The sequence below is a fragment of the Dactylosporangium cerinum genome (assembly GCF_042653625.1).
Taxonomy (GTDB): Bacteria; Actinomycetota; Actinomycetes; order Mycobacteriales; family Micromonosporaceae; genus Dactylosporangium; species Dactylosporangium cerinum.
In genome coordinates, this window is record NZ_JBHSIU010000110.1 from 218678 (window position 1) to 231131 (window position 12454).

General features: G+C 72.5%; 14 protein-coding genes. 11 read left to right on the forward strand and 3 right to left on the reverse strand.

Going from position 1 to position 12454, the window contains the following annotated elements:
- The first annotated feature begins 3 nt into the window (after positions 1-3).
- From clpS to ACFPIJ_RS55435, 5 genes are all read left to right on the forward strand, one after another.
- Entirely contained in the window at positions 4-300 is a 297-nt protein-coding gene (clpS, locus tag ACFPIJ_RS55415) for an ATP-dependent Clp protease adapter ClpS (protein WP_033366007.1), read from the forward strand.
- A gap of 96 nt (positions 301-396) precedes the next feature.
- Entirely contained in the window at positions 397-891 is a 495-nt protein-coding gene (locus tag ACFPIJ_RS55420) for a DUF2017 domain-containing protein (RefSeq protein WP_380127702.1), read from the forward strand.
- Positions 892-1006: 115 nt separating this feature from the next.
- Positions 1007-1498: a M67 family metallopeptidase gene (locus tag ACFPIJ_RS55425; RefSeq protein WP_380127635.1), complete on the forward strand. Its 492-nt coding sequence runs from the start codon at positions 1007-1009 to the stop codon at positions 1496-1498.
- A gap of 76 nt (positions 1499-1574) precedes the next feature.
- Positions 1575-1886, forward strand: a complete 312-nt coding sequence (locus tag ACFPIJ_RS55430) for a MoaD family protein (protein ID WP_380127636.1) — start codon at positions 1575-1577, stop codon at positions 1884-1886.
- 5 nt (positions 1887-1891) lie between these two features.
- Positions 1892-2842: a PLP-dependent cysteine synthase family protein gene (locus ACFPIJ_RS55435; RefSeq protein WP_380127637.1), complete on the forward strand. Its 951-nt coding sequence runs from the start codon at positions 1892-1894 to the stop codon at positions 2840-2842.
- Here ACFPIJ_RS55435 and ACFPIJ_RS55440 read toward each other — a convergent pair.
- Complete coding sequence (locus tag ACFPIJ_RS55440) at positions 2839-3195, reverse strand: hypothetical protein (RefSeq protein WP_380127638.1); 357 nt, start codon at positions 3193-3195, stop codon at positions 2839-2841. The two genes, ACFPIJ_RS55435 and ACFPIJ_RS55440, sit on opposite strands and share 4 nt — an antisense overlap.
- Before the next feature lie 343 nt (positions 3196-3538).
- Here ACFPIJ_RS55440 and ACFPIJ_RS55445 point away from each other — a divergent pair, with 343 nt between their 5' ends.
- From ACFPIJ_RS55445 to rdgB, 6 genes are all read left to right on the forward strand, one after another.
- Positions 3539-4291, forward strand: coding sequence for an MBL fold metallo-hydrolase (locus ACFPIJ_RS55445; RefSeq protein WP_380127639.1), 753 nt, complete (start codon positions 3539-3541; stop codon positions 4289-4291).
- A 66-nt stretch (positions 4292-4357) separates the two neighbouring features.
- Positions 4358-5509, forward strand: a complete 1152-nt coding sequence (locus ACFPIJ_RS55450) for a glycosyltransferase family 4 protein (RefSeq protein WP_380127640.1) — start codon at positions 4358-4360, stop codon at positions 5507-5509.
- Positions 5506-6666, forward strand: coding sequence for a glycosyltransferase (locus ACFPIJ_RS55455; RefSeq protein WP_380127641.1), 1161 nt, complete (start codon positions 5506-5508; stop codon positions 6664-6666). The genes ACFPIJ_RS55450 and ACFPIJ_RS55455 overlap by 4 nt, the downstream gene beginning before the upstream one ends.
- Positions 6663-7469, forward strand: coding sequence for an SGNH/GDSL hydrolase family protein (locus ACFPIJ_RS55460; RefSeq protein WP_380127642.1), 807 nt, complete (start codon positions 6663-6665; stop codon positions 7467-7469). The genes ACFPIJ_RS55455 and ACFPIJ_RS55460 overlap by 4 nt, the downstream gene beginning before the upstream one ends.
- 14 nt (positions 7470-7483) lie before the next feature.
- Positions 7484-8212, forward strand: a complete 729-nt coding sequence (gene rph, locus ACFPIJ_RS55465) for a ribonuclease PH (RefSeq protein ID WP_380127643.1) — start codon at positions 7484-7486, stop codon at positions 8210-8212.
- A complete protein-coding gene (gene rdgB / locus ACFPIJ_RS55470) occupies positions 8209-8805 on the forward strand; it encodes an RdgB/HAM1 family non-canonical purine NTP pyrophosphatase (protein ID WP_380127644.1) in 597 nt (198 codons plus the stop codon). The genes rph and rdgB overlap by 4 nt, the downstream gene beginning before the upstream one ends.
- Positions 8806-9078: 273 nt before the next feature.
- Here rdgB and hutH read toward each other — a convergent pair whose 3' ends face one another.
- Positions 9079-10599 carry a histidine ammonia-lyase gene (gene hutH, locus ACFPIJ_RS55475; RefSeq protein WP_380127645.1) on the reverse strand — a complete coding sequence of 507 codons (1521 nt, stop codon included), beginning with the start codon at positions 10597-10599 and terminating at the stop codon, positions 9079-9081.
- The gene (gene hutI, locus ACFPIJ_RS55480; RefSeq protein ID WP_380127646.1) at positions 10596-11765 is read right to left on the reverse strand and encodes an imidazolonepropionase; all 1170 of its coding nucleotides are present in this window, start codon (positions 11763-11765) and stop codon (positions 10596-10598) included. The genes hutH and hutI overlap by 4 nt, the downstream gene beginning before the upstream one ends.
- Positions 11766-12454: the final 689 nt, after the last annotated feature.

Genomic DNA, 12454 nt, shown 5'->3' on the forward strand with positions numbered 1-12454 from the left:
GGTATGGCGGCGCCGCAGGTCGTACCGATCGAAGAGACCCGTCTCGAGGCTGACGAGGTGCCCGAGACCGACCGTCCGTGGGTGACCGTGGTCTGGAACGATCCGGTCAACCTCATGAGCTATGTGACCTGGGTCCTGCAGAAACTGTTCGGATTCAGCAAGGAGAAGGCTGAGCGCCTCATGCTCGATGTGCATCACAAGGGCAAGGCGATCGTCTCCAGCGGCCCACGAGAGAAGATGGAGTACGACGCCTCGAGGCTGCAGGCCTACGGGCTCTGGGCAACGGTGGATAAGTCGTGACCGGTCCGGAGCGCAGCGGAGGAGCCGGGCGCGACCGGGGGCACAGTGTGACGCGTCACGCCGGCGCCGGAGCGCAGCGGAGGTGACGTCGTGACGATGTTCGTCCGGAATGGCACGGTCTGTATCGCCCGGTTCGGACCGGCCGAGGCGGCCGTGCTCAACGAGGTCATGCTCGAGGTCATCACGCTGCTGTCGGAGGGGTTCGACCGCACGGATCCGGTGATCACGCGGCTCTTCCCGGACATGTACCGCAACGACGCCTCCGCATCCGAGGAACTGCGGCGCTACCTGGAGGACGACCTGCGCTCGGCGAAGCTGGAGCAGGCCGCGCTGCTGCTGGACGTGCTCCCGGTCGAGGGTGGCGAGGTGGCCCTCGACGAGGAGCAGGCCGAGGCGTGGCTGCGCGCCCTGACCGACGTGCGCCTGACGCTGGGATCCCGGCTCGGCATCGACGACGACGACGTCGACGTCGAGGAGGAGCTGGACGAGGCGATCCTGAAGGATCCGACGTCGGCGCGGGTCGGGCAGCTCTCGGTGTACCAATATCTGACGTATCTGCAGGAGAGCCTTGTCGGCGCGCTCATGGGGTGAGCGGGACGCTCACCAGGGGTGCAGTGGTCCCGACCTCGCGCTGTCGGAGCGCAGCGGAGACGGGGTGAGGTCGGTCACGAGCGAGTTGCGCTCGGGTTTCGGTAGGCTGTCGGACGTGCTGACCATCGACGCCGCGATCCTCGACGCGATCGTTGCGCACGCCCGGCGGGATCACCCCGACGAGGCGTGCGGGATCGTCGCGGGTCCGGCCGGTTCGGACAGCCCGACCCGGCACGTGCCGATGGCCAACGCGGCCCGCTCGATGACGTTCTACGAGTTCGACTCGGTGGAGCAGTTGCGGCTGTGGCGCGAGATGGATGACGCCGACGAGGAGCCGGTGATCGTCTACCACTCGCACACCGCCACCGAGGCGTATCCGTCCCGGACGGACGTGTCGTTCGCCGGTGAGCCGAATGCCCACTATCTGCTGGTTTCGACCCGCGATCCGGAGCAGACCGAGATCAGGTCGTTCCGCATCGTGGACGGAGCCGTCACCGAAGAGCCGGTTCAGGTAGTTAATGCAGTCGTGGACTCACACGCCGTCCAGTCATATCTCTTCGGGCAGAGCCCGACGACCGTCGACTACGAGTGTCGCGCAGGCAGTTGATCGCCGCCTGTCGCTGCACCGCATCCAGTCGAGTCCAGTCGTCCCGTTCGCAGCTCGTACACAAGAGGAAATGATCATGGCTATCGAGGTTCGCATCCCGACCATCCTGCGCAGCTACACCGGCGGTGCCAAGACCGTCGAGGGCGCCGGTGACACCATCGCCGACCTGCTCTCCGACCTGGACAGCCGGCACTCGGGCCTCAAGGCCCGCCTGCTGACGCCGGAGGGCGGCCTGCACCGCTTCGTCAACGTCTACGTCAACGACGAGGACGTCCGCTTCCTGGGCGCGCTCGACGCGAAGCTCAACGACGGCGACTCGGTGACGATCCTGCCCGCCGTGGCGGGTGGCGCGTTCGCGTTCGCGGCCGCCCACGCACTGCGGGGCTGATCTTCGTGGCGCGCTACGAGTCCGTGCTCGAGGCGTGCGGAAACACGCCGCTCGTCGGGTTGCCCAGACTGTCCCCGAGTCCCGAGGTCCGCTTGTGGGCCAAGCTCGAGGACCGCAACCCGACGGGCAGCGTGAAGGACCGGGTCGCACTGTGGATGGTGAAGGCGGCCGAGGAAGCGGGCCGCCTCCGTCCCGGTGACACGATCATCGAGCCGACCAGCGGCAACACCGGCATCGCCCTCGCCATGGTGGCCAAGCTGCGCGGCTACCGCCTGGTGTGCGTCATGCCGGAGAACGTGTCGGCCGAGCGGACCACGCTCCTGCGGATGTATGGCGCTGAGATCATCTTCTCGGAGGCCGCCGGCGGGTCCAACCGGGCCGTCGTGGTCGCGAAGGAGATCGCCGCGGAGCACCCGGACTGGGTGATGCTCTACCAGTACGGCAACGAGGCCAACGCCAGGGCGCACTACGAGTCGACCGGTCCGGAGATCCTCCGCGACCTGCCGACCATCACGCACTTCGTGGCCGGGCTCGGCACCACGGGCACGCTGATGGGCATCGGGCGCTACCTGCGCGAGAAGGTCGAGGACATCGAGATCATCGCCGCCGAGCCGCGGTATGGCGAACTGGTCTACGGCCTGCGCAACCTCGACGAGGGCTACGTGCCGGAGCTGTACGACGCGAGGGTCCTCACCCGGCGCTTCTCCGTCGGCACCCGCGACTCGGTGCTGCGCACCCGGCAGCTGGTCGAGGTCGAGGGCATGTTCGTGGGCTTCTCCGCGGGTGCGGTGCTGCACGCCGCGCTCGCCGTCGCCCACCAGGCGCTCAAGGCCGGCAAGCGGGCCGACGTGGTGTTCCTGGTCGCCGACGGCGGCTGGAAGTACCTGTCGACCGGCGCCTACGGCGGCACCCTCGCCGACGCGGAAAGTGCCCTCGACGGCCAGCTCTGGGCCTAGAGACCCGTCACGATCCAGCCCAGGACCAGGCTCACTGAGGCGGTTCCCAGCAGGGCGAAGGGGAGCCGGCGCTTGTGCACGCTGGCGAACGCAGCGATCGTGCACGTCAGCCCGATCAGCCCGATGACGGTGACGGTGACGGTCGGCGCGTACCAGGCCCGGGACGCGCTGACCAACCCGACGAACGCCCGCAGTGCCACCGCCATCCCGCCCAGGCCGAGCGCCGCCGCCCAGCCGCACACGGCGGCCAGGTGCCGCGGCTCCGGCGAGGGGTCCCGCTCGGTCGGCAGCCGGAAGGCGTCGGGAAGATGCCGGCGCAGCCGCCTGGTCGTCCTGGACACGTCAACGGGCACGTCCACTCCTCCGGGGGTCGTTTGGTGGCTTACGAATCTCAACGAGCCCGGGCGTGAGGCGTCACGCAGCCCTGTCACGTTGGCGACATCTGCCGTCCGATCGTTCAGCCTTGCCTGCCAGTCCGGCGTAGGCTGCGCCTCGTGACGGACTTGCCCATCGGCAGCAACCGGCCGGGCAACCCCCGCCGGTGGCGTCCGTCAGCACCCGGTTGTTGTGCAGGTGCCGTCATCCGGCGCCTCGGGGTCACGAACTATCCTCACCTGACCGGCGTGATCCACACTGGCGCGGCGACGTGACCAGAGCGATGGGAGACGGCGTCTTGGCGTTGTTGTTGGGGGAAGCATGAGGCTCACCGTTCTCGGCTGCGCCGGCAGCTTCCCGGGTCCCGAGGCGCCCTGCTCGGCGTATCTCGTCGAGGCGGACGGATTCCGGCTCCTGGTGGACTTCGGCCCTGGGTCGATGTCGACACTGCAGCGGTTCTCAGGTCTGTACAACGTCGATGCCATCCTGCTGACGCACCTGCACTGCGATCACATGCTCGACGCGTGCTCCTACATCGTGGCCCGGCGCTACGCGCCGTCCGGCCCGCTGCCGCCACTGCCGGTCTACGCGCCGGTCGCCGCGCCCGAGCGCATCTCGGCCGCGTACGGCGGGGAGAACGAGCCGATGGCGATCAGCGACGTCTACACGTTCTACGCGCTGCAGCCGGGCAGCTTCCCGATCGGGCCGTTCCACGTCACCGTCGACCGGGTCAACCACCCGATCGAGACCTATGGCGTGCGCATCGAGCATGAGGGCCGGGTCATCACGTACTCCGCCGACACCGCCGCCTGCGACCAGCTGATCCGCCTCGCCCAGGGCGCGGACCTGTTCCTGTGCGAGGCGAGCTACCTCGACGGCGCCGACAACCCGCCGGACCTGCACCTCACCGGGCGCGAGGCGGCGGAACACGCCACCAAGGCGGAGGTCGGCCGGCTGCTGCTGACCCACCTGGTGCCGGCGTGGGGGAGCGAGGCACTCACCCTGGAGGCCGCGCAGGCCGCGTTCGAGGGGCCGATCGACATCGTGCGACCAGGCGCGAGGTACGACATTTAGGCAGCGTTTGCCGATTCGTCAGTCGATGGTGGCCGCCCGCACGGTCTTCGCCCCCATGGTGACGGCATGCGGATCGCGATCGTCACCGAATCGTTCCCGCCCGATGTGAACGGCGTCGCCCACTCCGTCGTCCGGGTCGCCGAACACCTCGTCGCGCGTGGCCACGAGCCGCTCGTGATCGCACCTCAGCCCTCCTCAGGGGCGCGGTCGGTCACCGGCGCCTTCCCGTACGAGATCATCCGGGTCCCCTCGGTCGCCACCCCCGGCTACGGGACCTTCCGCCTGGGGCTGCCCAGCCGCCGCCTGGCCGCCGCCCTGCGCGCCCACCGCACCGACCTGGTCCACCTGGCGAGCCCGTTCGTGCTCGGCGCCCGCGGCATGACGGTCGCCGCGTCGCTCGGGCTGCCGACCGTCGCCGTGTATCAGACCGACGTGCCCGCGTACGCCCGCCTGTACTACCACTCCGGCCTCGGCGAGCAGGCCGCGTGGCGCTGGCTGCGCCGCATCCACAACGCCGCCGACCGGACCCTTGCACCGTCGACGGCGGCCGCCACCGCCCTGCACAGCCACGGCATCGAACGGGTCTGGCTGTGGCGCCGCGGCGTCGACGCGGCCCGCTTCGACCCCGGCCGCCGCAGCGAGGCCCTGCGCCGGGCGCTGCTCGGTGCCGATCGGACCGTGCTCGTCGGATACGTCGGCCGCCTCGCCGTGGAGAAGCGCGTCGACCTCCTCGCCCCGGTCAGCCGCATCCCCGGCGTCCGGGTGGTGGTCGTCGGCGACGGCCCGGCCCGCCCCGCCCTGGAACGCGCCATGCCCGGCGCGGCCTTCCTGGGCGAACGCCGGGGTGACCAGCTCGCCAGGCTCTTCGCCAGCCTGGACGTGTTCGCGCACACCGGACCGTTCGAGACGTTCGGCCAGACCGTTCAGGAGGCCCTCGCATCGGGTGTGCCGGTGGTCGCGCCGGCCCAGGGCGGCCCCCTCGACCTGGTCGACGACGGCCGCACCGGGATCCTCGTGCCGCCCTGCGACGCGCTCGCGCTGCGCGACGCCGTCGCGGGGCTGGCCGCCGAACCCGAGCGTCGGCAGGCGATGGGCCTCGCGGCCCGGGTCGCCGTCGCCGCCCGCAGCTGGTCGGCCGTCGGCGACGAGCTGATCCGGCACTACACCGACGTGCTGCCCCTGTCCGGGGCGGCGGCCGTGCCGGCGGTGTCCGCGTGAGGATCGTGCGCCTGGCGAACTTCGTCATGCCCCGCTCCGGTGGTCTCCGCACCGCCCTGCGCGCCCTCGGCGAGGGGTACGTCGCCGCCGGGCACGAGTCGATCCTGATCGTGCCCGGCGACCGGCACTCCGACGTGTCGGACGCGCAGGGCCGGGTGATCACGCTGCCCGGCCCGGTCGTGCCCGGCACCGGCGGCTACCGGGTGCTCATCCACCGCCGCCGGCTCGCCCGGCTGCTCGACCGGCTCCAGCCGGACCGGCTCGAGGTCTCCGACCGGTTCACGCTGCGCTGGACCGGCCGGTGGGCCCGCGACCGGGGCATCCCCGCCGTCATGGTGTCCCACGAGAGCCTCGCCGGCCTGCTGAGCTTCGCCGGGCCGGCCGGTGCGGCGTGCGCGGACCTGCTCAACGCCCGCAGCCACCGCGCCTACGACCAGGTCCTGTGCACCACGGCCTGGGCCGCTGCCGAGTTCGACCGGATCGGCGCGGGCAATCTTGTACGCGTACCACTTGGTGTGGATCTTGATCTGTTCCACCCTTCCCGGGCCTCCGCCGCGCTGCGGGCCCGCTACGCGACGCCGGACCAGGTGCTGCTGGTGCACTGCGGGCGCCTCTCGACCGAGAAGCGCCCCGAACGCTCCGTCGAGGCGCTCGTCGCGCTGCGTGCCAAGGGGGTCGACGCGGTCCTCGTCGTGGCCGGCGACGGCCCGCTGCGGCCCCGGCTGCAGGAGCAGGCCGCCGGCCACGCGGTGCACTTCACCGAGTTCGTCGCCGACCGCACCGCCGTCGCCGCCCTCCTGGCGACCGCCGACGTGGTCCTCGCGCCCGGCCCGATCGAGACGTTCGGCCTGGCGGCCCTGGAAGCCCTCGCCTGCGGGACGCCGGTCGTGGTGTCCGCCGAGTCGGCCCTTCCCGAGGTGGTCGGAGACGCCGGAGCGGCCGTGCACTCGGATTTCGCGGATGGGGTACAGCGGGTGCTCGCGCTGCCGTCCGACGAACGCCGGCGGGCCGCCCGCGACCGTGCCACGCGATTCTCGTGGCCCGCCGCGGTCGCTGGTTTCCTCACCGTGCACGGTGCCACCGCCGGCACTGTGCACGGCGCCACCGCGGGCGCTGGGCACGGCGCCACCGCTTCCGTGGTGGCAGGTGTGCCGTGACGGTCTTCGCGGCGCTCGGCGACTCCACCACCGTCGGCTTCGGCGACCGGATGCCCGACGGCTCCTGGCGCGGGTGGGCCCAGATCCTCGCCGCCGCACTCGGCGCCCGCCTGCACAACCTCGCCGACAGCGGCGCGCAGACGGCCGACGTGGTCGCGGCGCAGCTGCCCCGCGCCCTCGACCTGCGCCCCGACGTCGCCGCCGTGCTCGTCGGCACCAACGACACGCTGCGCAGCCCGTTCGACCCGGCCCGGGTCGCAGCGAACCTGGAACGCACCGTGGCCGCCCTGCGTGCCGGCGGTGCCGAGGTCCTCACCATCCGGCTGCCTGACCCGGGCCGCATGTTCGGGCTGCCCGGCCCCCTGGCCCGCCCCCTCGCCCGCCGGATGCGCGACCTCAACGCCGCCGCCGACCTCGTCGCCGACCGCCACCGCACCGTGCACTTCGACGCGGCCGGCCACCCCGACTCCTACGACCGCCGCATGTGGAGCGTCGACCGGCTCCACCCGAGCGAACGCGGCCACCGCTTCCTCGCCTGCTCGTTCTTCGACCTGCTCGCCGCCCGTCTCGGCCCCGGCATCGGCAACCGCCCCGACCCGTCGCCGAGCAGCCCACCCCCGACCCGCGCCGCGCAGGCCTGGTGGATGGCGACCCAGGGCACCCGCTGGATGATCCGCCGCTCGACGGACCTGCTGCCGGGACTGCTCGACCTTGCGTACGCCGAACTGCGCACTCCCGCCGCTGACCGTCGCGCCCCCGGCGACCTTGCCCCGGGCCTGCCGCTGCCGGACCGGGTCGCTTGACTAGGCTGGACGGCATGGCTCGACCGGATGCTCGCGCAGCAGATCAACTTCGACCCGTATCGATCACCCGCCAGTGGAGCATGCACCCGGAGGGGTCCGTGCTCGTCGAGTTCGGCAACACCCGGGTGCTGTGCACGGCCAGTGTCACCGAGGGGGTACCCCGCTGGCGCAAGGGCTCCGGCCTGGGCTGGCTCACCGCCGAATACGCGATGCTGCCCCGCGCCACGACCACCCGCAACGACCGGGAGAGCGTCAAGGGCAAGATCGGCGGGCGCACCCACGAGATCTCCCGCCTCATCGGCCGCAGCCTCCGCGCCTGCATCGACCTCAAGGCGCTCGGCGAGAACTCGATCGTCCTGGACTGCGACGTCCTGCAGGCCGACGGCGGCACCCGCACCGCGGCCATCACCGGCGCCTACGTCGCCCTCGCCGACGCCGTCGGCTACCTGGCCGCCAACAAGAAGCTCGCCGGCAAGCCCGCGCAGGTCCTGCACCGCTCCGTCGCCGCGGTCAGCGTCGGCATCATCGCCGGCGAGCCCCGCCTCGACCTCTGCTACGAGGAAGACGTCATCGCCGACGTCGACATGAACGTCGTCTGCACCGGCACCGGCGACTTCGTCGAGGTCCAGGGCACCGGCGAGCAGGCCGTCTTCTCCCGCGCCGAGCTCGACCTGCTCGTCGACCTCGGTGCCCTCGGCTGCGCGGAGCTGACCACCCTCCAGCAGAAGGCGATCGCGGGATGAAGCTGCTGCTCGCGACCCGCAACCAGAAGAAGCTCGTCGAGCTGCGCCGCGTCCTTGCCGAGTCGGCCCCGCATGTCGAACTGCTCGGCCTCGACGACGTGCCGACCTACCCCGAGTCGCCGGAGACCGGCCTCACCTTCGAGGACAACGCGCTGCTCAAGGCCCGCGAGGCGGCGTCCATCACCGGCCTGCCCAGCGTCGGCGACGATTCGGGGCTCGCGGTCGACGCCCTCAACGGCATGCCCGGCGTCTTCAGCGCCCGCTGGTCCGGCCTGCCCAGCGGCACCCCCGACCGCGACGGCGCCAACCTCCGCCTCGTCCTCGCCCAGATCGCCGACGTCCCCGACGAGCACCTGGGCGGCGCCTTCGTCTGCGCCGCCGCCATCGTCTGGCCCGACGGCCGCGAGGCGGTCCACCGCGGCGAGATGCGCGGCCGCCTGATCAGAGCCCCCCGGGGTGACGGCGGGTTCGGCTACGACCCGATCTTCGTCGCCGAGGGCTACGAACTGACCACCGCCGAACTCCCACCCGCGGAGAAGGACGCCATCAGCCACCGCGGCAAGGCCTTCCGCGCCCTGGCCGCCACGCTCTGACACCTCCTGCCCCCGGTCGCGCTTCCGGGTGCTGGAGATGCTGTCCGTCCGTCGCTCGTTCGTGTGCTGGTGGTCGGAGGGACGGCTCCGCCCCGGTCGCTTGTCCGCAGGCCGGTGATGCTGTCCGTCCGGCCGTCCGCGCGCTGGGGATGAGGGACGGCTCCGGCCGCGTGGACAACCGGAGCCGTCCCTCGATCCCGACTGCGGATCAACAGCGGCCTGAGCCTGCGGCCGAGTTCCGGTTCCCGGAAGGGCGCGGCTGGGCGTGGGGGATCAGGCCAGGGTGCCGACCTCCCGTTCGATGGCGGTCAGCAGGTCGCGGCCGGAGACCGTGGCGCGCATCGACTCCAGCACCGGGGCGAGGAAGACGTCCGGACCCGGCTGGCCCGCGTGCTGCTCGACGGCAGCCATCGCGATGCGCCCGGCGACGGACGGGGTGAGCGGGGCGCGGAGTTGGATGCCCCGTACCGCGGAGAGCAGCTCGACCGCGAGGATGCTGCACAGGTTGTCCAGGACGGTGCGCAGCTTGCGGGTCGCGGCCCAGCCCATCGAGACGTGGTCCTCCTGCATGCCCGACGTCGGCAGCGAGTCGACGCTGGCCGGTGACGCGAGGCGCCGGTTCTCCGCGACGATGCCCGCGGCCGTGTACTGCGCGATCATCAGCCCCGAGTTGACCCCGGCGTCGGGGGTGAGGAACGGCGGCAGGTCCCGTGACCGGCACACGTCGAGCATCCGGTCGACGCGGCGTTCTGCGATCGCGCCGACCTCCGCCGCGGCGATCGCGAGGTAGTCGGCGGCGAACCCCAGCGGCGCGCCGTGGAAGTTGCCGGTCGACTCGACCCGCCCGTCGGGGAGCACGACCGGGTTGTCGACGATCGACAGCAGCTCCCGGGCCGCGACGGTGGTCGCGAACTCGAGCGTGTCCCGGGCGGCGCCGGCGACCTGCGGTGCGCAGCGCATCGAGTACGCGTCCTGCACGGCGTGCTCGAGGTCGTCGCGGTGCGAGTCCATGATCGGGGACCCCTGCAGCAGGCGGTGCAGGTTCGCCGCGGAGGCGGCCTGGCCGGGGTGGGGCCGGATGGTGTGCAGCTCCGGCATGAACGGCCGGTCGGAGCCGAGCATCGCCTCGATCGACAGCGCGGCGGTGACGTCGGCCATCGTGAACAGGTGTGCCGCGTCGGCGATCGCCAGCAGCAGCATGCCGAGCATGCCGTCGGTGCCGTTGATCAGCGCGAGACCCTCCTTCGACGACAGCTGCAGGGGGCTGACCCCGGCGTCGGCGGCGCTGATGCGGGTGCCGTCCTTGGCGAGGACCCAGCCCTCGCCGATGAGCACGAGCGCGCAGTGCGCGAGCGGGGCCAGGTCCCCGGACGCCCCGAGCGAGCCGTGCTCCGGCACCCAGGGCGTGATGTCCGCGTTCAGCAGGTTGGCGAGGCCGGTGGCGATCTCCGGGCGTACCCCGGAACGACCCATGGCCAGGGACCTGATCCGCAGCAGCATCATCGCCCGGACCACCTCCCGCGGCATGGGCGCGCCGATGCCGGCCGCGTGCGAGCGGATCAGCGCGTGCTGCAGCTCGGCGCGCCGTTGCGGTGCGATGAAGGTGTTGGCCAGGGCGCCGAAGCCGGTGGACACGCCGTAGACCGGCCGGCCGTCGCGCTCGATGGCGTCGACGATCGACCGGCTGGTGCGCATCGCGTCGAGCGCGTCCTGCGCGAGGGTCACCCGCGCGTTGCCCCGGGCGACCGCGATGAGGTCGGCGGGGGTGATGCCTGAAGCGGTGACGGTGATCAAACCAGCTCCCCATTGAGCATGACGGTGGATATCAGGGGTACGCCCGGCCGGTACGCCAGGTGCAGATACGACGGTGCGTCAAGGATCGCGAGGTCGGCCCGCGAGCCGAGCCGCAGCCGCCCGATGTCGTCGCGGCGCAGTGCGGCGGCGCCGCCGGTCGTGGCCGCGAGCACCGCCTCCGCCGGTGTCATGGCCATCTCGCGGACCGCGAGCGCCACGCAGAACGGCATCGACGTCGTGTACGACGAGCCCGGGTTGCAGTCGGTCGCGAGTGCGACGGTCGCGCCGGCGTCGAGCAGCGCCCGCGCCGGTGGATACGGCGAGCGGGTCGAGAACTCGGCGCCGGGCAGCAGCGTCGCCACGGTCGCGGACCCGGCGAGCGCGTCGACGTCGGCCGGGGTCAGGTGCGTGCAGTGGTCCGCGGACGCCGCGCCGAGCTCGACGGCGAGCCGCACCCCCGGCCCGGCCGTCAGCTGGTTGGCATGGATCCGGGTGCCGAGCCCGGCGGCGGCGCCGACGGTCAGGATGGCGCGGGAGTGATCGGCGTCGAACGCGCCCTGCTCGCAGAACACGTCAATCCACCGCGCCCCGGCAGACCTCGCCGCCGACAGCATCGGACCGCAGACGAGGCTCACGTAGTCGTCGGTGCGCCCGGCGTACTCGGCGGGAACGACGTGCGCCCCGAGGAACGTCGTCTCGGCGCTGAACTCCCGCGCGATCCGCAACGACCGGGCCTCGTCCGCCACGGTCAGCCCGTATCCGGACTTGATCTCCATGGTCGTGGTGCCCTGCCGCAGCGCCTCCCGCCGCAGCCGCGCCACGTTGGTCCGGAGCTGCTCGTCGTCGGCCGCCCTGGTCGCGCCCACCGTCGTGCGGATTCCCCCGCCCGTGTACGCCTCGCCCGCCATCCGAGCGGCGAACTCCGCAGCCCGGTCCCCGGCGAACACCAGGTGCGCATGGCTGTCGACGAACCCCGGCAGGACCGCACCCCCGCCGGCGTCGACCCGCGCGTCGGCCGGCGGCGCGTCCGCGGCCCGGCCGATCCACGCCACCTTGCGGTCGTCGACGACGAGCGCCGCCTGCCGGCGGATGCCCAGCGGCCCGTCACCGAGCCCCGGCACGCACGTGACCAGCTCGCCGATGTTGGTGATCAGCATTGACCTCATCGCTGCCCACCGATCAGCGATCCGCCACCCGCCGTCGCCCGCACTGCCGCGTCCCGCGCCCCCGTGACCAGGCCCGTGACCGGGGCCGTGGGCTGCGCCGCCGACAGGTGTGTGGCTTGCGTGGCGGTCAAGGGTCCGGTGGGGGGCGTTGCCGGGCCCGGCGGGGTCGCGGCCTGCGGATCAGCGGGGGAGGACGGTCCTGCGACTCGCGGGACGGCCAGGGGTGCCGCTGGGGACGGCGGCGTCGTCGTGCCTGGTGTCGGGGCTTGGGGTGGTGTGGTGGATGGTGGTCCGGCGGTGGCTGCCGGTGCTGTGAAGGGCGTTGAGGTCTGTGGTGGGGCGGCCTGCGGTCCTGCCTCGGACGGAGGCGTGGTGCCTGGTGTCGTGGCTTGGAGTGGTGGGGCGGCCTGGGGTGCTGCGGGGGCTGGCGGCGTGGTGCCTGGTGTCGTGGCTTGGAGTGGCTCGGCGGCCTGGGGTGCTGCGGGGGCTGGCGGCGTGGTGCCTGGTGTCGTGGCTTGGAGTGGTGGGGCGGCCTGGGGTGCTGCGGGGGCTGGCGGCGTGGTGCCTGGTGTCGTGGCCTGGAGTGGCTCCGCAGCCTGGGGTGCCGCGAGGGCTGGCGGTGTCATGGCTGGTGTTGTGGCTTGGGGTGGTCCGGCCGGCCGTGGGGTGAGCGGGGTTGAGGGCTGCGG